Consider the following 25715-nt stretch of genomic DNA (forward strand, 5'->3'; position numbering starts at 1 on the left):
ACCAGACAGTTGCGAAGGAGTATTAAAAAGATCAGAACAGTTTTGAAGAGAGCTGTTCTGGTCTTTTTGCGATGTACTGATTTATCTTCGCTTATATTTCCCGGGAGTCATGCCTTTGTATTTCTTAAAAGTACGTATAAAATAACTCAGATCATTAAATCCGTTCCTGTAAGCAATTTCTGTGATTGAGTCATCAGTAGCCGCCAGTTGTAAACAGGCTTCTTCAATTCTCTGTCTGTTCAGATAATCCACAGGAGTCTGATGGGTCATTTCCGAAAAGAACCTGCAGAAATATTTCGGTGACATAGAGACAGAAGCAGACAGTTCCTGAAGTGTGATAGGATTGGCATAATTTTTTTCGATAAATTCCAGAACCTGCTTCAACTGGAGAATACGTTTATAGTCTCTGCGCGTTCGGGTAGGATTTTCGATAAAGTAATGATTACTGAAAATCAAACCAAAAAAGTGGTAAAATTGTCCAAATACAGTCAGCTCATATCCGGTATCTTTTTCATACATGGCATCAAACAGAACAGAAATACAGTTCAGAATCTGTGGATGCTCATCTGAAAAATGTGGAAAAAGCATTGTTTCCTGATGCAGGATTTTCTGGATATATTCTCCGCATACAGGATTGTTTTTCAAAAAAGTGTTCATATCAAAAACAATACACTGATATACACAATCATGGGGAATTCCTGAATGAAGGATTCCACTATGTACAAAAATGATATCATTCTTAACTGCTGTAAAACTTTTTTCGTCTAAAGTGACGGTAAGAGAACCTTCCAGAATACGAATTATTTCATATTCCACATGCCAGTGATAAGACATGACATATCTGGGATGTGTATGATCGATGTGATGAAACTCAAATGGAAACTCATAAGTGCCTCTTGGACGGTCTTCATTATGGTTTAAATCATGCAAAAGAACTTTCCTCCTTACAAAATTTACAGAAATTTTATGATTAAAACAGAAAAAGTGAATATTGTACTGTTTTTTGCTATTATAACACAAGTAATTTTCTGAATGCAATTATATAATAGATATCAGTAACAAAGTTGAGTGGTCAGGCTGCTGTGAACGGAGTGAACAGTGGTTATCGGGCTACTTGGCACAACAGGTGTAGAGGTTATTATTTTTGTTATATTTGCAGTCAGAAGATGCTGCGAAAAGTGAAAATGTAATCTTGGGGGTTAGAGCGTGTCTGAAAAATCATTCCCGCAATCTGCACGCCCCACTTTGCGGGATATTTCACCCGAATTCAGTTGCCGTAGCCCGCTACGGCGCCCTCATCCGGGCAAAATATCCCACAAATTGTGACGCACATCTTGCAGAAAGCCTTTTTCAGACACGCTCTAGCAGGAAATGATCCTGCGGGAATATTACAATAATTTATCAGGAGGTATTTTATTATGGCAAAGAGCAGATTAATTGGCAGCTATCCGGTAATTGGTATCAGACCTACTATCGATGGTCGTAGAGGAGCACTGGATGTTCGTGGATCTCTGGAAGATCAGACAATGAATATGGCGAAATCAGCTGCTAAATTATTTGAAGAGAATTTAAGATATTCCAACGGTGAACCGGTTAAAGTTGTAATCGCTGATACAACCATCGGACGTGTTGGAGAGAGCGCTGCATGTGCAGATAAATTCCGTAAAGAAGGCGTAGATATCACTCTTACAGTTACACCATGCTGGTGCTACGGCGCTGAGACAATGGATATGGATCCACAGACGATCAAAGCTGTATGGGGATTCAACGGAACAGAAAGACCTGGTGCTGTATACCTTGCATCTGTACTTGCAACACATGCACAGAAAGGACTTCCGGCATTCGGTATCTATGGACATGATGTTCAGGAAGCTGATGACACATCTATTCCGGAAGATGTTAAAGAAAAACTGTTAAGATTCGGCCGCGCAGCAGTTGCAGCAGCATCCATGAGAGGAAAATCCTATCTGCAGATCGGTTCTGTAACAATGGGTATCGGCGGATCTATCATTGATTCCGATTTCATCGAATCTTATCTTGGAATGAGAGTTGAGTCTGTTGATGAGGTAGAGATCATCCGTCGTATGACAGAAGGTATCTATGATCACGCAGAATTTGAGAAAGCTCTGAAATGGGCAAAAGAAACCTGTAAGATCGGCTGGGACAAGAACCCTGAAGAACTTCAGTTCTCAGCTGAAAAGAAAGAAGAGCAGTTCGAGTTTGTTGTTAAGATGGCAGTTATCATCAAAGAACTGATGAACGGCTGTGACAACCTTGATCCTAAATTCTCTGAAGAAGCAATCGGACACAATGCTCTGGCAGCCGGTTTCCAGGGACAGAGACAGTGGACAGATTTCTATCCGAACGGTGACTTTGCAGAAGCTATGCTGAACACCTCCTTTGACTGGAACGGAGCACGTGAACCATACATCCTGGCTACAGAGAACGATGTTCTTAACGGACTTGGAATGCTGTTCATGAAACTTCTTACAAACAGAGCACAGATTTTCGCTGACGTTCGTACATACTGGAGCCCGGAGGCTGTTAAGAAAGCTACAGGATATGACCTTGAGGGCGTAGCAAAAGAAGCCGGCGGTTTCCTTCACCTGATCAACTCCGGTGCTGCCTGCCTTGATGCTAACGGAGAAGCAAAAGAAGCTGATGGAACAGCTGTTATGAAACAGTGGTGGGATATCACAGAAGAAGACCAGAAAGCAATCATGGAAAACACAGAATGGTGTATGGCTGACAACGGATATTTCCGTGGAGGCGGATACTCCAGCCGTTATGAAACACGTGCCCAGATGCCTGCAACAATGATCCGTCTGAACCTTGTAAAAGGACTTGGACCGGTTCTGCAGATCGCTGAAGGATGGACAGTAGCTCTTCCTGAAGAAGTATCTGACAAGCTGTGGAAACGTACAGACTATACATGGCCATGTACATGGTTTGCTCCAAGATGCGATGGCAAAGAAGGACCGTTCAAGACAGCTTATGATGTAATGAACAACTGGGGTGCAAACCATGGAGCAATCTCCTACGGACACATTGGTGCAGATCTTATCACAATGTGCTCTATGCTGAGAATTCCTGTATCCATGCACAATGTTCCTGAGAAAGATATCTATCGTCCGGCAGCATGGAATGCATTTGGAATGGATAAAGAAGGTGCAGATTTCAGAGCATGCAAGAATTATGGACCTCTTTACAAATAATAAATAAAACCGATATGTAAGAATGTATATCGGCCGCCCGGAGTTGGAGATGATCTGACTTTGGGCGGCTGTTTGTATCAGGGGGAATCAAAAAAAACAAACTGATATCTGTGTGTACAGATACCAGCCTGTTGTATATATATGTATGTGTGATGTGTGTATAATGTGTAAAAATGATATGTGGCATGAATATGCCAAAATCCCGAGACATACAAGTCAAAATTCCATTGCCGCAGGCAATCTGGAATGAATTTTGGCTACGTTACTGTGAACAGTAATGAAAAGATAAAGCAAAATCAGTTGTTGATTACAACACCTTTCTGAAGCATTATATTTGCATACAGAGCTTTTTCGCTTGTGGAAATAATGCAATATGCAGTTTTGGCTTCTTCATAGAAAGCGAAACGTTCAATATTTCCAACCGCTTTATCGCCGCGCTCGTCATATTTGGCAACGATTTCTTTATATGTATCCCAGATTGGTGTTTCTACATTATCGCCAGGCATAACTTCCATGAGATTTACAGGATGCTCTACATAAGTATCCAGTGGAAACAGTTTGAGGATCGCATCCAGGATTTCCGGTACACCATGTCCGTCACAGCGGATAGTGATGGCATTCTTTCCCATAGATTCAACAGGGAAGTTACCGTCTGCGATAACAAGACGATCGCTGTGTCCCATTTCACATAAAACTTTTAATAATTCCGGTGATAAAATTTCAGGAATTCCCTTTAACATAATTTGTATTCTCCTTTCAAAATTCTGAAAATCATTGTAAACAGTTTAATGAAAAAAATCAGATTATTCAAGGCAATATTTTACGCAAAAAGAGTAAATTTTTATAGTTTACAGCGGAGGAAACAGTAACACACAGAGTTGTATGAAATGCACAAAAATATATTGAAAAAATTGAAAAAATAGTATAAATATGCTATTATCATTATAGCGAATCAAGCGGATATTTGAAATTTACTTTGCTGTTTGCTCATAACCGAATAGCTGCCTGGCAGAGGACTTACCTGATTCGGTAAAATAAGTAAAAGGATGCAGTAGTTTTAAGCCAGAATTCCATTGCCGCAGGCAATCTGGAATGAATTTTGGCTAAGTTAGTGTGAACGGAGTGAACAGTAACATTTTTATTTGGGTTATCAGGCAGAGGGATGATGCCTGATCTTATGGGGGATAAAATTTAATATGTACAAAATATTATTGGTAGACGACGAAATCCTGGTCAGGGATGCAATCAGGGAGAACATTGACTGGAAAAGCCTGGACTGTGAGCTTGTGGGGGATTGTGAGAATGGCAGACAGGCAGTGGAATTTGTGCAGAGCCACAAGGTGGATGTTGTATTGACAGATATCTGTATGCCTTATATGGATGGTATGGAACTGAGCGAGTTTCTTCATGATAATTATCCGGATATTCTTATTGTTATATTCAGTGGTTTTGGGGAATTTGAATATGCGAAGAAAGCAATCCGTTATAATGTAAGTGAATATATGCTCAAACCTGTCACAGCAATGGAACTGACAAAAGTGCTCCGGAATATGAAAGAAAAGCTGGATTCCAGAAAAAAAGAACAGAAAAAAATGGAATCCCTGTCGCAGACTTCAAAGGATTATCACAAGAATGTGGATGTCATCCGGTCGAAAGCACTGGAGACTCTTGTAAATTGTACAAGAGATGTACAGGTAAGTCTTCTGGAACTGAAAAAGCTGGGGATCAGCTTTGACTGTTCTAGCTACAGAGTAGCTGTTTTTGATATGGACACTTACTCAGAAATGTATCAGGTAGATATGCATAAACAGCAGGAAAGCGCACTGATGTCCTTTGTACTTTTTAATATAGGAAATGAAATTGTGGCCAGAGAGAACGCAGGTGTTGCTTATCAGGAAGGCAGTAACCGGGTATGCATTATATTTACAGGATGCAGATCCAGAGAATTCGGAGACAAAATACATAGTATCTGTCAGGAAATCCAGCAGAAAGTAAAAGAAGTGATTGGGATTGAAACTTCTATAGGAATCGGAAGCTGGGTGAGATCACCTCAGGAACTGGTCTATTCCTATAAGCTTGCTGAGAAAGCCATTGGCTATCGGTATCTGCTGGGAGGCAGCCTCCTTTTGGATATGGAAGAAAAGAAAACGGACAACAGTATTAATCTTATAAAATCTCTGGAAACACTGACAGAAGAGATAAAGGTCGGAAACAGGCAGAAAGTGACAGAAATCCTGGAGCAGATCGAGCATGAGATCAAAGGGGCACTGGTGGAGAAAAGCTATGCCTGCATTTATCTTCAGCAGGTGATACGTGCCATCGGAAATACCTGCCAGTCCCTGAGTGATGATCCGGAAAAGATCATTGCTCAGAGAGAGAAGCTTCTGAAAGAAGTTTCTCAGGCAAAAACCTTTGATAAAGCAGTGACATTGGTGAAGGAGTATGCTGAAGGAGTATTTGAATCACTTCAGGATCTGAATAGTTCCAGCGGCCAGAGGCAGGGAATGATGGCTATGGATTATATCCGGAAAAATTATATGGATCCGGATCTGAGTCTGAACAGTATCTGTTCTTATCTGAATATCAGTACCAGCTATTTCAGCACTATTTTTAAGGAGATGACAGGGGAAACGTTTATCGAATCACTTACCAGGATAAGAATGGAGAAGGCGAAGGAACTTCTGGAGAATACAACGCTGAAGAATTATGAGATTGCGGAAAAAGTAGGATTTTCAGATCCACACTATTTCGGAATTTCATTTAAGAAGATGACAGGAAAAACACCTACCGAATATGCAAGGGAGAAACGCCGATGAAGATTTCTTCAAAATTTAAGAGTATTCAGAGTTCTATTTTCTGTGCGGTGTCGATCCTGGTATTAAGTGCTGTGCTGGTTGTGACAGTGGTATCCCTGAGATATACGAATTCATCTATTTATGAAAATTCTGTCATGTATACACAGACGATCATCAAACAGCTGAATCAGAATATAGATTCGTATATCAGTTATATGGATAATATTGCGTCAGTGATTGCGCAAAGCGGTGATGCTTATAAATATCTGTACAGTGAAAAAGGATATGGAGCCACAAAGGATGAAAATTACAGTGAATACAGACAGCGTCTTGTGGAACAGTTTAAAACGATCCTGAAGGGCAGGGCGGATATCAGAAATATCGGGATTGTCAGAGAGGATAAGAACTCTCCATCTCTGTTTGACAATGGATTATCTGTGAGAAATACATATGTAGATCTTAATACACAGCCATGGTATGCAGATGCAGTCGGAAAATATGACCGGTATAATCTGACATCATCTCATGTGCAGAATGTGATAAAGGGAGAAAGACCATGGGTCATCACACTAAGCAGAGGAATCCGCAATTATACAGGAACAGAAGCAGAGGATGGAGTAGTTTTTCTGGATCTGAATTACAGTGCGATCAGTGAACTCTGTGCACAGAGCAGCATGGGAGATAAAGGATATGTTTTTATTCTTGATCAGAATGGAAATATCGTTTATCATCCACAACAGCAACAGTTATATAATGAACTGCAGACAGAGAACATTTCACTTGTTATGAATGCAAAATCAGATATTGTTACTGTCGGAAAGGGAGATGACGAGAAAATTTATGCACTGTCCCATTCTGATATCACAGGATGGACTATTGTGGGATGCATGAATATGTCTGAACTTTTACGAAACAGCAGACAGACAAGAAGTATTTATGTGCTGGTAGCAGTGGGGCTGATCATAGTTGCTCTTCTGATTTCCAGCCTGATTGCCAGAAATATTACGCTGCCGATCCAGAAGCTTCGTGATTCTATGAAAAGTGTGCAGAAAGGAAATTTTGATATTGAAGATATAGAGGTGATTTCCGACAATGAAATAGGAAGTCTTACCAGATCTTTTAATGTGATGACGCACAGGATACGGGAATTAATGGAGCAGAATGTAAAGGAGCAGGAGCAGAAGAGAAAAATAGAACTGAAAGCCCTGCAGTCGCAGATCAATCCACATTTTCTGTATAATACGCTGGATTCTATTATCTGGATGGCTGAAGGAAAGAAGAATGAGGAAGTGGTGATAATGACGGCTTCTCTGGCGCGACTGCTCAGACAGAGTATCAGCAATGAGGATGAGCTTGTAACAGTCGGACAGGAGATTGAATATGTCAGAAGTTACCTCACGATCCAGAAGATGCGCTACAAGGATAAGCTGGAATTTGAGATAAAGGCAGATCCATCCATTACACAGGTACCTATCATTCGTCTGGTATTGCAGCCGCTCGTGGAGAATGCAATTTATCATGGCTTAAAATATAAAGACAGTAAAGGACTGTTGACAGTACATGGATATATGAAAGGTGAGAATGCAGTAATCGATATTACGGACGATGGTGTGGGAATGGATGAGGAAACCCTGAAACATATTTATGATAAGCATAAGGTGAATTACCGTTCCAATGGAGTTGGGGTGTACAATGTGCAGCAGCGTCTGGTTTTATATTATGGAAAAGATTATGGCATTATCTATCACAGTGAAAAAGGAAAGGGAACCACAGCATCTGTTGTAATTCCCGGAATACAGGAGGAATCCCATGAAAAGTCATAAAAAAGAGATTATAACAGTTGCAATCCTTATGGCGGCAGCAGTGGTGATTTTTGCCGGAATCCTGAAACCGGAGGCGACACAGACGAAAAAATGCTCCCTCATTTATATTCCAAAGATCAGGGATAACACCAATGATTTCTGGACTTCGGTAATATCCGGCTGTAAGATGGCGGCAGAGGAATATGAATCTGACCTTGAAATCCTGGCTCCGGATAAAGAAGAGAATATAGAAGAACAGAATAAACTTCTGAAAAAGGCCATTGAGCAGAAACCGGATGCGATTCTGTTTTCTCCTTCCAGCATGGATGCATCAGATGAACTTCTGAAGGAAGCAAGAGAAAAAGGAATCCGTATTACCTATATTGATTCCTATACAAAAGAAAAACTGCAGGATCTCACAGTTGCCACAGATAATGTGAATGCGGGCAGGATGTTAGGAGAGTATGCCAGAAAATTAATCGATAAAGATTCAAAGATAGCCATTGTCAGCCATGTAAAAGGTGTTTCCACGGCTGTGGAGAGAGAACAGGGATTCAGGGAAGGTCTTGGTGACTATGCTGATAACATAGTAGATATTGTCTACTGTAACTCACTCTATGAGAAATCCTATGAACTGGCGCAGGAACTGATGAGGAAATATCCGGATCTGGAACTGATTGCAGGAATGAACGAATATTCTGCAGTTGGTGTGGGAAGAGCAGTCAGTGATGCAGGAGCGAAAGATAAGATCGCAGTAGTTGGTGTGGACTGTTCCCAGGAGGCCATCAATCTTATGGAAATGGGCGTTTATAAGGGAATTATTGTGCAGAAAGCATTCCGGATGGGGTATATCGGAGTGGAAGAAACCATTCATATGCTTAACGGGGATGCAGTAGAGAAGAATATTGATTCAGGATGCGAGCTGGTTACGCCGGAGAATATGTATAACAGTGATATTGAACGGCTGATCTTCCCGTTTAGCTGACTGACGCGTTGAAACGACTGCGTAATATAAGGATAAAAGAAGCAAAAAGGTTAAATATTTCTGGATGAAAAAAAGGAAATATTTAACCTTTTTTTGGAAGATATTTCATTACAATTATCCGACAGGTAAGGTAAGATATAGAAAACAAAGAGAGATACGAAATAACGTAAGGAGGGTGAAAAACTTGGAAAAGTTGAAACAAAATCCAATTGTGAAGAAACTCGGTCTGAACAGAATCCTGTTAGCATGTATTCTGGTTCTTATGTTCGTAGTCTTCAAAGTAGTTCTGGGAAGTAAGTTCCCTGTAGGTGACAGTATCAAATCTACTTTGAACTATGTATACTTCCTGGGCTTTCTGTCACTTGGAGTAACATTTGTAATTGCCACTGGAGGAATCGATTTCTCCATTGGACCGGTAATGTTCTGCTGTGCCCTGATCTCAGGTTACTGCATGACATCTTATCATGTACCTTGTGCAGCAGCAATGGTGATCTGTATCCTGATCGGATTTGCATTTGGCGTGTTTAACGGCTGGATGGTATCTTATATGTCAGTTCCGCCATTTATCATTTCCATGGCATCTATGAACATTGCAAAAGGTATTGCATCTGTATTTACAAAGACACAGTCCGTCAGCTGGCCGCTGGGAAGTGATCCTGTAAACGGATGGTTCAGAAATCTTATCTCCTATAAGGGATTCCCTGTAGGACTTGTGATTTTCCTGGCAGCAGCAGTGATCTGTGGAATTATTCTTTATAACACAAAACCGGGACGTTATATCCTTTGTCTTGGTTCTAACAGCGAAGCAGTAAGACTCAGCGGTGTTAATACAAAAAAATGGAGAATGCTTGCTTATGTGATCTGCGGTGTTCTTGTAGGAATCGGAGCAATTTTCTTTGTTGGCGCTTATACAACTGTTCAGCCTGGATACGGCGATCAGTACAACAATGAAGCGATTGCAGGCTGTGTAATGGGTGGTACATCCATGGTTGGCGGACTTGCTTCTATCGGCGGTACAGTCATCGGTGTATTTATCATTTCTCTTCTTCAGCAGGGTATCATGGCATTTGGTCTTGGTAAAGGTCAGCAGATGATCATCACAGGACTTATCGTAATTGTAGCAGTTTATGTCGACGTTTCTGCAAGACGCAGAAAGAACTGATCGGAAGGGAGGATGTAACAATGGGTGAAGTTATTTTGACTATGAAGGACATTGATAAGTCCTTTCCTGGAGTTCATGCTCTGGATCACGTTAATTTTGAAGTGAAACGCGGCGAAGTACATGCTCTTATGGGAGAAAACGGTGCCGGAAAGTCTACATTGATGAAAGTTCTTACCGGTATTTATCAGAAAGATTCAGGATCCATTACCTATAAAGGAAAGGAAACTGAATTCCATAACACAAGAGAAGCGCAGGATGCAGGTGTTGTAATCGTGCATCAGGAGCTGAACATGGTAGGTGATCTTACCGTAGCTCAGAATATTTTTATCGGACGTGAACCAAAGAAAGGGTTCAGCATTGATGATAAGAAAATGATCGAAGATTCCAAAAAACTCTTTCAGGAACTGAACATTGAAATCAATCCAAAAGAAAAGATGAACAATCTTACCGTCGGAAAACAGCAGATGTGTGAGATCGCAAAGGCTATTTCCCACAAAGCAGAGGTTATTATCTTTGATGAGCCGTCAGCAGCACTGACAGAGAAAGAGATTGCAGACTTATTCGAGATTATCCGTGATCTTCGTAAGAAAGGTCTTGGAATCGTTTATATTTCCCACCGTATGGATGAGATCAAAACGATCACTGACAGAGTAACAGTCATGCGAGATGGTGGTTATGTAGGAACGCTGATCACAGCAGACAGTACAAAAGAAGACATCATCAACATGATGGTTGGACGTGTCATTTATGAAGATCCTAAGGAACACAGCATGGTTGCACCGGATGCACCTGTTGTTCTTAAGGTAGAGAACCTGAATGCAGGTAAGATGGTTCAGAATGTAAGCTTTGAACTTCGCAAAGGTGAGATTCTTGGTTTCTCAGGACTGATGGGAGCCGGACGTACTGAGACAGCAAGAGCACTGTTTGGTGCTGACCCGAAACAGAGTGGAAAGATCTCTATAAGGGGAAAAGACGGACAGCTTCGCGAGGTAACTATCAACAGTCCTCAGGATGCAGTTAAATATGGTATTGGTTATCTGTCAGAGGACAGAAGAAGATATGGTTGTGTCGTACAGAAATCTGTAACAGAGAATACTACGCTGGCAACCATGGAAGAATTTACCAGTGGTATCTTCATTAATAAATCAAAAGAAAAAGAGGTTTCAGAGAAATACGTTAAAGAGCTGGCAACCAAAACTCCAAACTGCGAGCAGCTGGTAGTCAATCTTTCCGGTGGTAACCAGCAGAAGGTCGTTATCGCAAAATGGCTGACACGAGACAGTGAGATTCTTATTTTTGATGAGCCGACCAGAGGTATTGATGTTGGTGCCAAGAATGAAATTTACAAGTTAATGAACAGACTGGCTGCAGAAGGTAAATCTATTATCATGATTTCTTCTGAAATGACAGAAGTTCTCCGTATGAGTGACCGTATTATCGTTATGTGTGAAGGTAAGATTACAGGAAATATTGATATTTCCGAAGCTACACAGGAACACATTATGAATCATGCAACACGGAACATCAATTAAGGAGGAAAGTCATGACTAAGAAGAAAAAAAGTATTTTAAGTGATCAGAGATTTATTGTATTACTGGTTATTATTGTACTGTTTGCAATTTTCTCCTTTAAGAGCAGGGAGTTCAGACAGTATACCACAATCCTGAGTATGCTGGATTTCTCATATTATGATCTTCTGATGGCAATCGGTGTTACATTCCCTCTTATTACAGGAGGTGTAGACCTGTCAATCGGAACAGGTATGGTATGTTACGCATTGATCGCAGGATCTCTGGTAAGAAATAATAATCTTCCGGTTGTACTTGCAATGTTACTTTGCATTGTACTTGGAATTATTGTAGGAGCAGCAAATGGTGTGCTGATCGGTATTATGAACCTGCCGCCATTCCTTGCAACACTTTGTACCTGTATGATTACCCGAGGTGCAGGATCCCTGTGCAGTGCCACTCCCTGGCCGGGACTTACACAGGAGGGCGGATGGTTCCATTCAATCTTTAAGATTACAGTTGGAACAGGAAGAAGTGCTTCCCGTTATCCTATCGGTTTCTTATGGATGATCATTCTGGTCCTTGTAATGGAATATGTTCTGAATCATACAAAATTCGGTCGTTATACGATCGCGATCGGTTCCAATAAAGAAGCAGCAGCTCTTTCGGGAATCAACGTTAAATTCTATCATGTTATGGTATATGTAGTATGCGGACTCTTCACAGGTCTTGCAGCTATCGCATATGCGGCAGTTACACCAACTGTACAGCCTGGTACCGGTGCTGGACTTGAAATGGATGCCATCGGTGGAGTATTCGTAGGTGGTGTTGCAGCAACAGGTGGTTATGGATCAGTAATCGGTACTTTAGCCGGTATCTTCGTTATCATGCTTCTGAAAACCGGTCTTCCATATATCGGACTTCAGGCAAACTGGCAGCAGATCATTACAGGTGCAGTTCTTATCATTGCAGTACTGATCGATATCATGAAAGAAAAGAAAGCAGCAGCAAAATAATTTTCAAAACTGAATAAAGAAAAATGCATCTTACGACAGATGCAAAACAGCAGGATATGAAACAACGGAGGGCTTCCAGGGGATGTTCGGCGACAGTATTGTCATATGTGTATTTTGGGGAAGGCGGAACGAGAGAGGAAGCCTCCGGGGTATCATTTATAAAAAAACTATATTAAAAATGTATATTTAAAAGGAGGAAATTTTAAATGAAAGCAAAAAAAGTGATCGCATTAGTTATGTGTGCAGCAATGGTAGCAGGAATGTCCGCATCAAGCGTTATGGCAGCCGATATGCCGGAACAGTTCAAAGATCTGAAAGCTAATGAAGCTTATGATTTCCCGATGATGGTTAAATCTTTCCAGTCTACATACTGGGATGCAGCTCAGGAAGGTATGAAGAAAGCTGCTGATGAACTTGGTGTTACATACAAGGCACAGGGACCAAACAGTGAATCTGATATCGCTGACCAGGTTAACATGATCAACACAGCAATCGCTGCAAAGCCGGCAGGTTTAGGTCTTGCTGCATGCGATACTTCTTCCGTTCTTGATGCACTTCAGGAATGCGTTGACAAAGGAATCCCGGTAGTAACATTTGATACAGGTATCGCTGACGCTCCGGAAGGCTCTGTAGTATGTGAAGTTTGTACAGACAACGCACAGGCTGGTTCTGTTGCAGCTGAAAACATGTACAATGCGATCAAAGATGTTGTAGCTAATGCAGATGGACAGGTTATCATCGGTGAAGTTAACCAGGATGCTACAGCTCAGAATATTCAGCAGCGTGGCGGCGGATTTATTGACAAAATGATCGAACTGCTTCAGGCTGACGGAAAAACAGTTGCAGTTAAAGGTAACGAGTTCTATGTAAACGCAGCTAAAGGTGCAGATGCAAAAGAAGCAGACGCAGACGTTGTTATCCAGGTCGCTGTTCCTGCACAGACAACTGTAGAGCTTTGCTCAACAGAGGCTCAGGCAATCCTTTCTCAGGAAAACTGCATCGCTATCTTCGGTTCCAACCAGACAGCAGCAGAAGGTGTTCTTGCAGCTAATGCTAACCTGAACGTTCTTGGTTCTGACGCAGGAGCAGGCGATGTTATCGGTGTTGGTTTCGATGCTGGTTCTATCATTAAAGCCGCTGTACAGGATGGAACATTCATCGGTGCTGTTACACAGTCTCCTCTGATGATGGGTTACTATGCAATCTACGCTCTGACAGCAGCAGCTAACGGACAGGAACTTGAAGATGTTCCTACAGATGGATACTGGTATGATTCCACAAACATGGACAGCGAAGAAATCGCTCCTAACCTTTATGACTAATCGATAAGTAAATATCGAGAGGAAATGAATCCTTAGAATTAAGTATTAATTATTAATACAAATACAGACGCCGCACTGCCGTATGGCAAGTGCGGCGTTGTTGTTCAAACAATAAAACAATGATTGGAAATGATGATTTTATTAAGTTGTAAAGATACTTATTTCGACGATAGATTTCAAAATAGCAAATAAGGACACTTTTTCAGACAAACAAGGTTCTTATTTTGGGGGAGTAAGTTGAGATAAAATGAAATCATCAGATATGAAGAGCGTATAAATTCATATATTGAGGAGGTTTTGCAATGGCAGCATATTATTTAGCAGTAGATATCGGAGCATCCAGCGGACGTCATATCCTTGGACATATGGAAAACGGAAAAATGGTTCTGGAAGAAATTTATCGTTTTGAGAATGGAATGGTAAAGAAAGACGGAGAACTCTGCTGGGAATTTGACCGTCTTTTCAAAGAGGTAGTAAATGGTCTGAAGAAATGTAAAGAAATCGGCAAGATTCCGGTAAGTATGGGCGTGGACACATGGGGCGTTGACTTCGTACTTCTGGACAAAAATGACAATGTTCTTGGAAATACAGTAGGATATCGTGACCACCGTACAGAGGGAATGGATAAAGAAGTTTATAAGGCAATTTCCCTGAAAGATCTCTATGCAAGAACAGGTATCCAGAAAGCTGATTATAATACGATCTATCAGCTGATGGCAGTGAAAAAGAAACATCCGGAATATCTGGAACAGGCGGAGACACTTCTTCATGTGCCGGATTATTTCCATTTCCTTCTTACAGGACAGAAAACCTGTGAGTACACAGAAGCTACGACAGGACAGCTTGTAAGCCCGATTACTAAGGACTGGGATTATGAACTGATCGATATGCTCGGTTATCCGAGAAAAATGTTTCAGAAGCTGATCATGCCCGGAACAGGCATCGGACATTTGTCAGATAAGATCAGAGAAGAAGTGGGCTTTGATCTGGAAGTGGTTGCACCTGCAACACATGATACAGGATCCGCTGTACTGGCAGTTCCTGCAAATGACGATGATTTTATCTACATCAGCTCCGGAACATGGTCACTGATGGGAATTGAGAGAAAAGAAGCTGACTGCTCTGAGAAGAGCTGTGAGATGAACTTCACAAATGAAGGCGGTTATGCAGGCCGTTTCCGTTACCTGAAGAATATCATGGGACTCTGGATGATCCAGTCTGTGCGTCATGAAGTAAATGATGCATACAGCTTTGCAGAAATCTGCGCAATGGCAGAGGAAGCAAAGGATTTCCCGTCAAGAGTAGACGCAAATGATGAGTGTTTCCTTTCTCCTGACAATATGACAGAGGAAGTTAAGGATTACTGCCGCAGAACAGGACAGAAGGTTCCGGAAACTCTGGGAGAGATTGCAACAGTTATCTACACAAGTCTTGCGGAATGCTATGCAAAGACAGCAAAAGAGCTGGAAGAGATGACAGGCAGGACTTACAGCCGTATTCATATCGTGGGCGGCGGTTCCAACGCAGGATATCTCAATGAGCTGACTGCAAAGGCAACAAAGAAAGAAATCCATGCAGGTCCAGGAGAGGCAACTGCAATCGGAAATATCACAGCACAGATGCTGAAAGCAGAAGAGTTTAAAACCATTGAAGAGGCTCGTACTATCATTCATGAATCCTTTGGTGTAAAAGTTTATAAATAATAAAAGGGGAACAGGGCATTGGCTCTGTTCCTTTTGTGTTACGAGTCAACGGAAAGGGAATATGTTGACTATCATGGGGTTTCAAAGTATAATGATGGCTGGTGAATTGGGCGGAAATACAGGGTGATTCATCAGAGGTAAGTGATTGATTTTAATAGATAAAGGCAGGTTATATATGAATACAATTAGTGTGGAAGAGCTGGAGAAGATTGATTCTTCTAAGATTACGATCGTGGATGTGCGGCCGGCGGATCAGTACAGCAGGGGATCTTTTCCGGGGGCAGTGAATATTCCGCTGGATGAGTTTGAGGAAAGAATGGAGTCTGTGGACAGGGAGAAGATGGTGTATGTTCTCTGTCATACGGGGGACAGAAGCCGGGATTGTGTGGAGAAGCTGAGTGATGCAGGGTATGAGGCTGTGAATATTGAAGGTGGATATCGTGCGTATCTGAGACTTTCTCTGAGCCGTTTTATGGAGAATGATGCTAAGGAGCAGAAGGAACTGAAGACGAAAGAGATTGAGCACAGTATTATCAAGACGTTCAGAAAGACGGTCTGGAGACCGTTTACCAAGGCTTTGAATGAGTATCAGCTGATTCAGGAGGGAGATAAGATTGCTGTCTGTATTTCAGGTGGTAAGGACTCTATGTTGATGGCGAAGCTGCTTCAGGAGCTGAAGCGCCATGGGAAGATTCATTTTGAACTGGTGTTTCTGGTAATGAATCCGGGCTATAATGCGGATAACTGGAAGATTATTCAGGATAATGCAGAGCTTCTGGGAATTCCTCTTACGGTTTTTGAAAGTGATATTTTTGATACAGTGGCAGAAATTGAGAATAATCCCTGTTATCTTTGTGCGAGAATGAGACGTGGTTATCTGTATTCTCATGCCAAGGAGCTGGGATGTAATAAGATTGCGCTGGGACATCATTTTGATGATGTGATCGAGACAATCCTCATGGGTATGCTGTACAGTGGTAAGGTGGAGACTATGATGCCGAAGCTGCACAGTCAGAATTTTGAGGGAATGGAACTGATCCGTCCCATGTATCTGATCAAGGAATCTGCGATCAAGGCATGGAGAGATACTAATGGGTTGCACTTCATTCAGTGTGCATGCCGTTTCACCGAGAACTGTGTAAGCTGTGGGGGCGGACGTGGTTCCAAGCGTGATGAGATGAAAGAGCTGGTTGCACAGTTTAGAAATACAAGTAGTGTGATCGAGACGAATATCTTTAACAGTGTGCGGGATATTAATCTTCGTACTGTTATGGGATATCATAAAGATGGAGAATATTATAATTTCCTGGATGACTATGATCAGCGTGGAAATAAGGGCGTTGATAAGGAAAAAGAATGATAACAGCAAAATCTTCATTTGTGGAAGAGAAATACACTGCTCAGTATTATAGCGGGAACGGCTGTCTATATGTTTCTGGTGCAGGTGGTGTTCTAAAAGGAGGAATCCATGACTTTACAGGAGATTCTTGAAAGTGTAAAAAGTGGTTCGGTATCTGTAGAAGAGGCAGAGAGAATCCTTAAGAAAGAAAGTTATGAAGAAATGGGATATGCGAAGCTGGATACAAGCCGCAAGGCAAGAACCGGTTTCGCAGAAGTAATCTACTGCAGTAATAAGGCAGATGAACATCTTCTGAATATTTTTGAAAGATTATACAGAGAAGACGGTGAGGTATTCGGAACCAGAGCTTCCCAACATCAGTATGAACTGGTGAAGGAGAAGTTTCCGGAAGTGGAATATGATCCGATCTCGCGCATCTTAAAAGTTGAGAAGAAAGATAAGAAGCGTATTGGTAAGATTGCGGTGTGTTCAGCAGGAACTGCAGATATTCCGGTTGCTGAGGAAGCTGCACAGACAGCGGAATATTTTGGCACAAATGTTGAACGGATTTATGATGTGGGAGTCAGCGGAATGCATCGTTTATTCTCCAGACTGGAGACGATCCAGAGTGCGAACTGTGTAATTGCAGTTGCGGGAATGGAGGGAGCTCTTGCCAGTGTGATGGGCGGTCTGGTGAGCAGACCGGTGATCGCAGTACCGACTTCTGTGGGTTATGGTGCAAGTATGCATGGTCTTTCGGCACTTCTTACCATGATCAATTCCTGTGCGAACGGGATTGCTGTGGTGAATATCGATAACGGCTACGGTGCCGGCTATCTGGCAACACAGATCAACCGTCTGGCAGCAGGTACAGATGAGAAAGGAAATTGATTATGGGAAAAACATTATATCTGGAATGTTATTCAGGGATAAGTGGTGATATGACGGTTGCGGCTCTTCTTGATCTGGGAGCTGACCGCTCAGTGCTGGACAGGGTGCTGAAGAGTCTTAAGGTATCAGGATTTGAGACAAAGATCAGCAGAGTTGTAAAGTCCGGAATAGATGCATGTGATTTTGATGTTGTGCTGGATAAAGAGCATGAAAATCATGACCATGATATGGAATATCTGCATGGACATCATCATGAAGGTCATGAGCGCAATCACGCCCATGGCACAGGAACAGCGCAAGACCATCACCATCACGAACACCGTGGAATAAAAGAAATTACCTATATTATAGAGCATAGCGCAATGACTGAGAATGCAAAGAAGATCGCATTGCGTATATTTGAAATTCTTGCAGAGGCAGAGAGTAAAGCACACAATGTGCCTGTGGATCAGGTGCATTTTCATGAGGTGGGAGCAGTGGACTCTATTGTGGATATTGTGTCTGTGGCAGTCTGCCTGGATAATCTGGATGTTACAGAGGTGATCGTTCCTGTTCTCTGCGAGGGACGTGGAACTGTCCGTTGTCAGCATGGCATCCTGCCAATCCCGGTTCCGGCAGTTGCAAATATAGTAAGTGCCAATCATTTATATCTGAAAATGACAGAGGTAGAAGGTGAACTTGTAACGCCTACAGGTGCGGCGATAGTGGCAGCAGTGAAAACAAAGGATAAACTTCCGGAAACATTTGAAATCCAGAAGATTGGAATCGGTGCAGGTAAACGCCAGTATGAATGCCCGGGAATCCTAAGGGCAATGATTATCTCACAGAGCGCAGAAATAGATGAAGAAAAGGCTCAGACAGAAGAATTCAAAAACCCGGAAATCGGAAATAATCCGAAAGCTGAAAATCAGGAAACCAAAGATACGATTATCAAGATGGAAACAAACATTGATGACTGCAGTGGAGAAGTTCTGGGATTTGTCATGGAACGTCTGATGAAAGCCGGTGCCAGAGATGTGCATTATGTGCCTGTTTTTATGAAAAAGAACAGACCTGCATGGGTTCTGAATGTGATCTGTAAGGAAGAAGATATGGAAACGCTTCAGAATATTATTTTTGAAGAGACTACTACGATTGGAATTCGTTATAGCATAATGGAACGTACGATTCTTCCCAGAGAAACGAGAACCCTTCCGACTCCATGGGGAGAAGTTCAGGTAAAGGTATGCACTTTGAATGGAAAAGAGCAGCTTTATCCGGAATATGAGAGCGTTGCACAGTTGAGCAGAGAAAAAGAGATCCCGTTTACAGAAATTTACCGTTATATTGTTTTGGCAAATAAAGACAAAGAATAACTTTCATATATGAACCCTTTGGTTTCCCTGAGAGTACTCCACGCGAAATCAAAGGGTACTTTTGTCTTGAAGTAGAGTTGTAAGAGCTGTATACTGCATGTAGTATGAAAGGAGAAAAGAAATGTTTTGTATTGGCATTTGCGATGATGATGAAGGACTCTGCGGGGAACTGGAAAAAATGCTTTATGATTATGGAAAAGAGAATAAACTTCAGATGAATATTGATATCTGGTATCAGGGAGAAAGCCTGTGCCGGTTCTTGAGAGAAAACAAGAAGATTCTTGATGTGTTATTTCTGGATATAGAATTACTGACAACAAATGGAATTGAGGTGGGACGTTTTATAAGAGAAGAACAGGAAAACATGGAAACTGCAATTGTTTACATTTCAGCGAACAGCAGTTATGCGATGGATTTATTCCGTGTACAGCCTACAGATTTTCTGATCAAACCTTTAGACAAAATAAAAGTTGGGAATGTCATGAACAGGATTCAGAAAATTTCGGAAGTCAGAAAAGGTATTTTCGAGTACTTTGGCAGTGGATATTATTTCAAGGTGCTGTATAAAGATATTCTGTATTTCAGCAGTCGAATAAAAAAGTGCATCTGGTTTTAAAAGACGGACAGAAAGAATTTAATGGCAAACTGAAAGAAATAGCAAAGAAAATTCCGGGAAATTTCATTCAGATTCATCAGTCGTATCTGATTAATTTTGATTATATCGAAGAATGTTCTTATGAATCTGTGAAAATGAAAAACGGAGATACAATTCCAATCAGTCAGCCATATAGGAAATCAGTGAGAACGCAACTGGCGGAACGTGTGTGGAGGGAAAGAGAGTAAATGTTTGCGTTGATAACTACATTAAGCACGAATCTTTTGCGTACATATATAATCTATCGCTTTATGAGGTTGTTCTTTTGGACAGATATTGAGGAAAAGAAAAAAGAAAGAGCCTGTTATGTATTGTTTTTTGTTTTGACAGCAGGAGTGCATTTGATATTTTTTTCAAAAACAATGAGTATCATTGCAAACATAATAATGCTTTATGTGATTTCGGGATGTTATGAAAAAGCTCGAAGAAAACGGCTATTTGTGACGTTGCTGATTTATGGGGTTAATATAGGATGCGATTTTTTAGCAATTAACTTATTGACGAATTATTCTGCTACACAAAGTTACGAAGAAGGAATTTCGTATGGTACTGTTGTTTTGATTATGTTTAGTGAGATTGCAGCTGAGAAAATACTTATGAAAAATAAAGAAAAAAAGGATATGCCACATGAGAGTATTCTGATGTTTATTTCTTTTATCGGTATAGCTCAGGTAATTATTATTGATAAAGGTGTAAGAAACAGGATTTTATTAGTAGCATCCGGAATATGTATTCTAATGACAATTTTATTAGTCTTTTATCTTTATGATGTTTTGGTGAGTGCATATAGAAAACTGGAAGAACAATCTCTTATGGAAAAACAAATGCTCATTTATTCTCATCAGCTGGATGTGCTGATGCAATCGGAAGAGAAAGTAAAGGCTCTACGCCATGACATGAAAAATCATCTGGGAGAACTTGCACTTATGGCTGCAAATCAGAATAATGAAGAAATCCGGAAATATATACATGACATGGGGGAGTATATGCAGAACCAGTCTGAACTGATCAGTTGTGGGAACAAGAATCTTGACAGTCTGCTGAATTATCTTCTGGGACAGGCAAAAAAGAAACTGAATCATGTAGAGTATGAGGTACGGGTACCATCTGATTTGTGTATATCAGCATTTGATCTGAATGTGATTTTGGGAAACCTGACAGAGAATGCAATAGAAGCAGCAGAGCAGACAGAAGATAAATGGATGTCAGTGAATATATACTATGAAAAAGGTATGTTTTCCATGGAAATAAAAAACAGTTTTCAACATGAATTGGATGTAGAGAAAAATAAATTATTGTCAACGAAGGAAGAAAAAGGACATGGCATTGGTCTTGCAAATGTCAGGAAGATGGTAGAGAAATATCAGGGATTTATGGATGTTTCGAATACAAATCAGATTTTTACGGTAAGGGTAATGTTATACTTATAAATTATATAGAATCTATGAAAGATAGTGTAGTGGTAGGACTGCGCTGTCTTTTGTTTTGCAGAAAATTATTTAAGAGGGAAAAGACTGTGACAGAAAACCTTATAAAAAACTACAATATGTTCTGAAAAAACGAATTTCGCCAATTTATATATGAATTTCGCCATTTTAGAAAATTTTGCGATAAATATGTTATTATTCAAATACAAGGTAAGAAGAAATGAAATATATCCGAAGGGAGGATAACAAGAAACGAGAAAGGAATTGAAAAAAGTCATTGAAAGAATTGCATTTAAAGCTGCTGCTTCAAATGTAAATGAAACATGCTCCTGGCTTACATATCAGCCTAAAGTACCAGAAACTGCAAAAAAATTAAGAAAACATTGATATGGAAACACAAACTTTTTCAAAGGAAGAAAAAGAGGAAATTATTCGCTATGGACTTGACAGAATAAAAAGTATCTGCACTATGACATTTGTGACATTACTGATGGGATGTATCTTTCAGGTGTTTTTTCAAAGCATAATTTTTCTTGTATGCTTTATTGCTTTAAGGAAATATGCCGGTGGTTATCATGCAGATACACAAAATCGGTGCTATGTGATTTCAACAGCAATTATTGCAGTTGCATTATTGGCAATCCGCTATATGTCTGATGGTAGTGATAATGAGATTTTTATTCTTCTGCAAAATCTGAATTTTATTCTTCTGTATTTTCTTGTTCCAGTGGACAATAAGAATCATCGTCTGGAATATTGGGAAAAAGAAAAATATGGAAAAAAGCAAGAGTGAGAATAGGGTGTATGTATGTGCTATGTATCTTTTTGAATTTTACCGCGATAAGAAGCATAGCCATTACAGTTGGAGTAACAAATCTGACTGTTGGAGGATGTGTGATTATAGGAAAAATAAAAAATTTTGTATTAAACAGTCTGCAAATATAAAATCATAAACGGAAAGATGTATAAACGTTTATATAATTGTACAACAAAACAATGGATAGGAGACTGGATTTTAGTGTAAATATAGGAACAAGATTTGGGAATTATTTATATAATTTTGTTAAATCTTATAGATGATTAATAATAAAAAAACAGCTTCTGCTCGGAAAATATCCGGGAGAAACTGTTTGTGTAAGGAGATAAATATTATGGTAAAAAAATTGTTTTTTGTAATGTTGACAGGAATGATTTGTTTCAGTTCGTGTTTTTGTGAAACAGCTTTTGCGAAAACCAGCAAAGTAAGGGTTTACGATGCGGAAAAAGGAACCACAAGCTTCACATCTTTTACATATTCGGATAATAAAAAGGATGAGTCACTGGCTCCGTCGGAGGGAACAGGAGCGATTTCATCTGCTTCTCAGAAGGCAGTTATTTTTCATCAGGCAGATGGGTCTACGATAACAAGAAAAGCAGACAGTAATGGAAAAGTGACACTTCCTGCAATAAAGAACGAGACCGGATATACTTTTCTTGGATGGAGCACGAAGCCGGATCAGACTCAGAATCCGCAGTATCAGGCGGGACAGGTGATACAGGTAAGGAAGAAAACCCATTTATATGCAGTTATGTATAACTGGCAACAGGAGCCGGATATTCAGGTCAATAATCTGGCAGCTCAGCTGTCGGAGTATTCCGGAATTATTTTTGTGGGAGATTCCAGAACGTATTTTATGCAGAAAACTCTTCTTCAGGAATATGGAAAGGATGCAGTTGCAAAAGTATCATTTGTATGTAAGACAGGGGAGGGACTGAGCTGGTTTGAAACAGCAGGAGAGAGAGTAATGAGAAGTGAAATTGCCCGTCTGCAGTCAGATTCAGATAAGCCCGTAGCAGTTATTTTTAATCTTGGTGTGAATGATCTTTCGAGTCATAATTCCGGAAATGGGGTTGATTATAAAGGCGAGGCAAATGCATATCTTGCGCGTATGAACACTCTTGCAGAGGAACTTGAAAGTGACTGCAGATTGTTTTATATGTCTGTGAATCCGGTAAATACAGCAATGAAACCAACTCGAAAAGAAGCGCAGTTACGTTACTTTAATGACAGATTGCAGAGCAGGTTAAATAAGAGATTTCAATGGATAGATACCTATAAATATCTGATGAAGAATGGTTACAGTACATACAATGAGTTTAAGGGAAATATAGATGACGGCGTTCACTATTCTACACGTACCTATAAAAGAATTTATAAATATTGTATGAATGCGATCAGAAAATAAGAAAGAAGAATATGGATTTAATCGAATATGGATGCAAAATTTCAGATAAGTTTTTTCGTTCAAAAATAAAATTTGTTTCTTAAAATAAAACTATCCCGAACAAGCTACAAAGAATAAAAGTCTTGTACTTGCCGGGATAGTTTTATTTGGAGCTGACGATGTTGGAAATCATTGTTAAATGACAGCCTCTTTTGTTTTGAGTAAAAGGGACCCATAGGGCTCCTTGCTTTCTCCCTCTTTTCAGGGAATTCAAACGAACAGACATCGCTGAAACCATTAGAGCAAAAAATCCTCGAAGATTTTGAATATCAGAAATTTATTTACTGCAGCGATGCAGGTCTGGGATTCGAATTTATCAGGGAATATAACCATATGTGGGAACGGACCTATATTGTGACCACGTTTATTAAAAAGCTGAAAAAAGGAGAGAAGGAATGGGTTTTAAGCCCGCAGGGATTCAAAAGGGTATCTGATGATAAAACTGTTGATATCTCAAAACTGCCCGAGGACGACAAAGGACTTTATTACAAAGACGAGCCATATACCACTAAAAAGTTACAGCAGCGTTTGATCATTACTTATTCCCCTAAATATGCCCTTTACCAGAAATCCATTCGTAGCAAACAGATAGAACGTGCACAAGCGATGCTGGATTCCGGGAACACAAAAAAGAACCGCAGGAACCCAAACAATTCAGCCAGATTTATTGGAACAGCAGCAGTAACAAAAGAAAGTGAGACTGCCGATATCCGGCATTATCTTGATGAACATAAGATCTCTGAAGAAAGCCAGTATGATGGACTTTATGCAGTATGCACGAACCTGTCAGACGATGAAGTCAGCGATATTTTAAAAGTAAGTGAAGGAAGATGGCAGATCGAAGAATGTTTCCGGATCATGAAAACAGACTTTTCCGCAAGACCTGTTTATCTGCGGGATGAAAAACGGATCAAAGCACATTTTCTGATCTGTTTTCTGGCATTAATGATCTATCGTTTCTTTGGGAGAAAATTGAACTATAAATATACTTGTGAGGAATCATTAGATACATTAAAAGCAATGAATTTTGCAGAGATCCAGGAACAGGGATTTATACCTTTATAGAAACGGGAAGCTATTACTGATGATCTTCATGAAGCCTGGGGCTTTCGAACGGATTATCAATTTATAACGAAAAGCAGAATGAAAACAATCCAGAAAAAAGTAAAAGAAAAGAATAAATTACCATACTTCGTGATGATGAGAAAAATCGCCACAGCCCAGTAAATACAAGGGTTGCAGCGTTTTTTTCTTTTACAAACTGTCAAAGACGGGATTCTTCTATCTGCCACCGTCCTTCACTTACCTTCAAAATATTAGCAACATTATCATCAAGAAGATCGGTACATACTGCGTAAAGCCCATCATACAGAGTTTCTTCAGCAATTTTGTTTTCATCTAGGGAATATTTGATATCAGCCTCTTCTCCTTCTGGCGTAACTGCTGTCTTTTCAATAAAACATGCCGGATCATTAGGGTTTTTACGGCTCTTTTTTGTATTTTCTGAATCCAGCATTTTTTGTGCACGTTCCACTTGTTTATCACGGATTGTTCTTTGATAAGCTGTATATTTCGGTGAATAAGTAATGATCAGACGCTGGTGCAGCTTCTTCGTGGTATAAGGTTCATCTTTGTAATAAAGACCTTTGTCACTACTATCGAGCTTAGTGATATCAACAGGAGTGTCATCGGATACTTTTTTAAATCCCTGTGGATCTAATGCCCATTCTTTTTCTTCTTTTTTTAGTCTTTTAATGGACTGAGTTACGATATAAGCACGTTCCCCCATATGGTTGTATTCACGGATAGATTCGGAACCCAGGTCTGCATCACTGCAGTAAATAAATTTCTGGCATCCAAACTCTCCAAGTATCTTTTTTTCCAATGGTTTGAGGGATGTCTGTTCGTTTACATTTTCTGCAAAGGTAGAAAATGCAAGAGGGATGCCGTCGCCATCCATAAACATATCCATTTGAATGATCGGATTTGGTCTGTGTTCTTTGCTTTTTCCATACTTTTTGTTTCCATCTTCCTGCTTGATTTCAAAGTAGTAGAATTTAATGGCAAACTGAAAGAAATAGCAAAGAAAATTCCGGGAAATTTCATTCAGATTCATCAGTCGTATCTGATCAATTTTGATTATATCGAAGAATGTTCTTATGAATCTGTGAAAATGAAAAACGGAGATACAATTCCAATCAGCCAGTCATATCGGAAATCAGTGAGAAAGCAACTGGCGGAACGTGTGTGGAGGGACAGAGAGTAAATGTTTGCGT

General features: G+C 40.3%; 21 protein-coding genes and 5 pseudogenes. 22 read left to right on the forward strand and 4 right to left on the reverse strand.

Translation table 11 applies throughout. The features are described 5' to 3' along the window. Nucleotides 1-81 precede the first annotated feature (81 nt). The gene (locus NQ550_RS05585) at nt 82-930 is read right to left on the reverse strand and encodes an AraC family transcriptional regulator (RefSeq protein WP_025580594.1); all 849 of its coding nucleotides are present in this window, start codon (nt 928-930) and stop codon (nt 82-84) included. Between the two features lie 229 nt (nt 931-1159). Continuing rightward, nucleotides 1160-1312 (reverse strand): annotated as a pseudogene (locus NQ550_RS22445) (DUF6783 domain-containing protein). On the opposite strand from NQ550_RS22445, the pseudogene NQ550_RS23030 reads away from it, so the two are divergent. Both NQ550_RS23030 and NQ550_RS05590 read left to right on the forward strand, forming a co-directional pair. Continuing rightward, nucleotides 1271-1375, forward strand: a pseudogene (locus tag NQ550_RS23030) (DUF6783 domain-containing protein); the annotation flags it as partial. The pseudogenes NQ550_RS22445 and NQ550_RS23030 sit on opposite strands and share 42 nt — an antisense overlap. Before the next feature lie 43 nt (nt 1376-1418). Further along, nucleotides 1419-3215, forward strand: coding sequence for an L-fucose isomerase (locus NQ550_RS05590; protein ID WP_022381348.1), 1797 nt, complete (start codon nt 1419-1421; stop codon nt 3213-3215). Between the two features lie 296 nt (nt 3216-3511). Here the strand turns inward: NQ550_RS05590 and NQ550_RS05595 are convergent, their stop codons facing one another. Next, the gene (locus tag NQ550_RS05595; protein WP_008708382.1) at nt 3512-3955 is read right to left on the reverse strand and encodes an RbsD/FucU family protein; all 444 of its coding nucleotides are present in this window, start codon (nt 3953-3955) and stop codon (nt 3512-3514) included. 456 nt (nt 3956-4411) lie between these two features. On the opposite strand from NQ550_RS05595, the gene NQ550_RS05600 reads away from it, so the two are divergent. From NQ550_RS05600 to NQ550_RS05690, 19 genes and pseudogenes are all read left to right on the forward strand, one after another. Further along, nucleotides 4412-6031 carry a response regulator gene (locus tag NQ550_RS05600; protein ID WP_025580504.1) on the forward strand — a complete coding sequence of 540 codons (1620 nt, stop codon included), beginning with the start codon at nt 4412-4414 and terminating at the stop codon, nt 6029-6031. Continuing rightward, nucleotides 6028-7833, forward strand: a complete 1806-nt coding sequence (locus tag NQ550_RS05605) for a sensor histidine kinase (RefSeq protein ID WP_008705561.1) — start codon at nt 6028-6030, stop codon at nt 7831-7833. Before NQ550_RS05600 ends, NQ550_RS05605 begins: the two co-directional genes overlap by 4 nt. Beyond that, nucleotides 7820-8797: a substrate-binding domain-containing protein gene (locus NQ550_RS05610; protein WP_025580505.1), complete on the forward strand. Its 978-nt coding sequence runs from the start codon at nt 7820-7822 to the stop codon at nt 8795-8797. Before NQ550_RS05605 ends, NQ550_RS05610 begins: the two co-directional genes overlap by 14 nt. A 184-nt stretch (nt 8798-8981) precedes the next feature. After that, nucleotides 8982-9959 carry an ABC transporter permease gene (locus tag NQ550_RS05615; RefSeq protein ID WP_008705559.1) on the forward strand — a complete coding sequence of 326 codons (978 nt, stop codon included), beginning with the start codon at nt 8982-8984 and terminating at the stop codon, nt 9957-9959. A 20-nt stretch (nt 9960-9979) separates the two neighbouring features. Next, nucleotides 9980-11491 carry a sugar ABC transporter ATP-binding protein gene (locus NQ550_RS05620; RefSeq protein WP_008705558.1) on the forward strand — a complete coding sequence of 504 codons (1512 nt, stop codon included), beginning with the start codon at nt 9980-9982 and terminating at the stop codon, nt 11489-11491. An 11-nt stretch (nt 11492-11502) separates the two neighbouring features. Beyond that, the gene (locus NQ550_RS05625) at nt 11503-12483 is read left to right on the forward strand and encodes an ABC transporter permease (protein WP_008705556.1); all 981 of its coding nucleotides are present in this window, start codon (nt 11503-11505) and stop codon (nt 12481-12483) included. Between the two features lie 206 nt (nt 12484-12689). Continuing rightward, complete coding sequence (locus NQ550_RS05630; RefSeq protein ID WP_025580507.1) at nt 12690-13805, forward strand: substrate-binding domain-containing protein; 1116 nt, start codon at nt 12690-12692, stop codon at nt 13803-13805. Nucleotides 13806-14107: 302 nt separating this feature from the next. Further along, on the forward strand, nt 14108-15508 hold the full coding sequence (gene rhaB, locus NQ550_RS05635; protein ID WP_025580508.1) for a rhamnulokinase: 1401 nt from the start codon (nt 14108-14110) through the stop codon (nt 15506-15508). A 175-nt stretch (nt 15509-15683) separates the two neighbouring features. Continuing rightward, the gene (locus NQ550_RS05640) at nt 15684-16868 is read left to right on the forward strand and encodes a PP-loop family protein (RefSeq protein WP_025580510.1); all 1185 of its coding nucleotides are present in this window, start codon (nt 15684-15686) and stop codon (nt 16866-16868) included. A 12-nt stretch (nt 16869-16880) separates the two neighbouring features. Beyond that, nucleotides 16881-16964, forward strand: a pseudogene (locus NQ550_RS22455) (AzlD domain-containing protein); the annotation flags it as partial. Nucleotides 16965-16976: 12 nt separating this feature from the next. After that, nucleotides 16977-17738, forward strand: coding sequence for a nickel pincer cofactor biosynthesis protein LarB (larB, locus tag NQ550_RS05650; RefSeq protein WP_025580512.1), 762 nt, complete (start codon nt 16977-16979; stop codon nt 17736-17738). A 2-nt stretch (nt 17739-17740) separates the two neighbouring features. Continuing rightward, nucleotides 17741-19093, forward strand: coding sequence for a nickel pincer cofactor biosynthesis protein LarC (gene larC, locus NQ550_RS05655; protein WP_025580513.1), 1353 nt, complete (start codon nt 17741-17743; stop codon nt 19091-19093). 121 nt (nt 19094-19214) lie between these two features. After that, the gene (locus NQ550_RS05660; RefSeq protein WP_049947380.1) at nt 19215-19709 is read left to right on the forward strand and encodes a LytR/AlgR family response regulator transcription factor; all 495 of its coding nucleotides are present in this window, start codon (nt 19215-19217) and stop codon (nt 19707-19709) included. Then, nucleotides 19694-19936 carry a LytTR family DNA-binding domain-containing protein gene (locus NQ550_RS05665; protein WP_049947381.1) on the forward strand — a complete coding sequence of 81 codons (243 nt, stop codon included), beginning with the start codon at nt 19694-19696 and terminating at the stop codon, nt 19934-19936. The genes NQ550_RS05660 and NQ550_RS05665 overlap by 16 nt, the downstream gene beginning before the upstream one ends. Before the next feature lie 174 nt (nt 19937-20110). Then, nucleotides 20111-21178 carry a sensor histidine kinase gene (locus NQ550_RS05670; protein WP_259839483.1) on the forward strand — a complete coding sequence of 356 codons (1068 nt, stop codon included), beginning with the start codon at nt 20111-20113 and terminating at the stop codon, nt 21176-21178. 261 nt (nt 21179-21439) lie between these two features. Beyond that, entirely contained in the window at nt 21440-21562 is a 123-nt protein-coding gene (locus NQ550_RS05675; RefSeq protein ID WP_081703353.1) for a cyclic lactone autoinducer peptide, read from the forward strand. A gap of 1 nt (nt 21563) precedes the next feature. Beyond that, nucleotides 21564-21968 carry an accessory gene regulator ArgB-like protein gene (locus NQ550_RS05680; RefSeq protein WP_025581334.1) on the forward strand — a complete coding sequence of 135 codons (405 nt, stop codon included), beginning with the start codon at nt 21564-21566 and terminating at the stop codon, nt 21966-21968. A gap of 358 nt (nt 21969-22326) precedes the next feature. Next, on the forward strand, nt 22327-23400 hold the full coding sequence (locus tag NQ550_RS05685; protein WP_173681861.1) for a DUF459 domain-containing protein: 1074 nt from the start codon (nt 22327-22329) through the stop codon (nt 23398-23400). A 222-nt stretch (nt 23401-23622) separates the two neighbouring features. Next, nucleotides 23623-24666: pseudogene (locus tag NQ550_RS05690) on the forward strand (IS1634 family transposase); the annotation flags it as partial. A gap of 49 nt (nt 24667-24715) precedes the next feature. Here NQ550_RS05690 and NQ550_RS05695 read toward each other — a convergent pair. Beyond that, nucleotides 24716-25492, reverse strand: a pseudogene (locus NQ550_RS05695) (IS1634 family transposase); the annotation flags it as partial. On the opposite strand from NQ550_RS05695, the gene NQ550_RS05700 reads away from it, so the two are divergent. Next, nucleotides 25433-25705: a LytTR family DNA-binding domain-containing protein gene (locus NQ550_RS05700; protein ID WP_259839488.1), complete on the forward strand. Its 273-nt coding sequence runs from the start codon at nt 25433-25435 to the stop codon at nt 25703-25705. The pseudogene NQ550_RS05695 and the gene NQ550_RS05700 sit on opposite strands and share 60 nt — an antisense overlap. Nucleotides 25706-25715 lie beyond the last annotated feature (10 nt).

It is taken from the genome of Blautia wexlerae DSM 19850 (assembly GCF_025148125.1).
Lineage (GTDB): Bacteria > Bacillota > Clostridia > Lachnospirales > Lachnospiraceae > Blautia_A > Blautia_A wexlerae.

Excerpts from the sequence above, each read along its gene's own strand:
- NQ550_RS05590 (WP_022381348.1), top strand. The coding sequence starts at position 1,419 with ATGGCAAAGAGCAGATTAATTGGCAGCTATCCGGTAATTGGTATCAGA.
- NQ550_RS05595 (WP_008708382.1), bottom strand. The coding sequence starts at position 3,955 with ATGTTAAAGGGAATTCCTGAAATTTTATCACCGGAATTATTAAAAGTT.
- NQ550_RS05600 (WP_025580504.1), top strand. The coding sequence starts at position 4,412 with ATGTACAAAATATTATTGGTAGACGACGAAATCCTGGTCAGGGATGCA.
- NQ550_RS05605 (WP_008705561.1), top strand. The coding sequence starts at position 6,028 with ATGAAGATTTCTTCAAAATTTAAGAGTATTCAGAGTTCTATTTTCTGT.
- NQ550_RS05610 (WP_025580505.1), top strand. The coding sequence starts at position 7,820 with ATGAAAAGTCATAAAAAAGAGATTATAACAGTTGCAATCCTTATGGCG.
- NQ550_RS05620 (WP_008705558.1), top strand. The coding sequence starts at position 9,980 with ATGGGTGAAGTTATTTTGACTATGAAGGACATTGATAAGTCCTTTCCT.
- NQ550_RS05625 (WP_008705556.1), top strand. The coding sequence starts at position 11,503 with ATGACTAAGAAGAAAAAAAGTATTTTAAGTGATCAGAGATTTATTGTA.
- NQ550_RS05630 (WP_025580507.1), top strand. The coding sequence starts at position 12,690 with ATGAAAGCAAAAAAAGTGATCGCATTAGTTATGTGTGCAGCAATGGTA.
- rhaB (WP_025580508.1), top strand. The coding sequence starts at position 14,108 with ATGGCAGCATATTATTTAGCAGTAGATATCGGAGCATCCAGCGGACGT.
- NQ550_RS05640 (WP_025580510.1), top strand. The coding sequence starts at position 15,684 with ATGAATACAATTAGTGTGGAAGAGCTGGAGAAGATTGATTCTTCTAAG.
- larB (WP_025580512.1), top strand. The coding sequence starts at position 16,977 with ATGACTTTACAGGAGATTCTTGAAAGTGTAAAAAGTGGTTCGGTATCT.
- larC (WP_025580513.1), top strand. The coding sequence starts at position 17,741 with ATGGGAAAAACATTATATCTGGAATGTTATTCAGGGATAAGTGGTGAT.
- NQ550_RS05660 (WP_049947380.1), top strand. The coding sequence starts at position 19,215 with ATGTTTTGTATTGGCATTTGCGATGATGATGAAGGACTCTGCGGGGAA.
- NQ550_RS05670 (WP_259839483.1), top strand. The coding sequence starts at position 20,111 with ATGAGTATCATTGCAAACATAATAATGCTTTATGTGATTTCGGGATGT.
- NQ550_RS05680 (WP_025581334.1), top strand. The coding sequence starts at position 21,564 with ATGGAAACACAAACTTTTTCAAAGGAAGAAAAAGAGGAAATTATTCGC.
- NQ550_RS05685 (WP_173681861.1), top strand. The coding sequence starts at position 22,327 with ATGGTAAAAAAATTGTTTTTTGTAATGTTGACAGGAATGATTTGTTTC.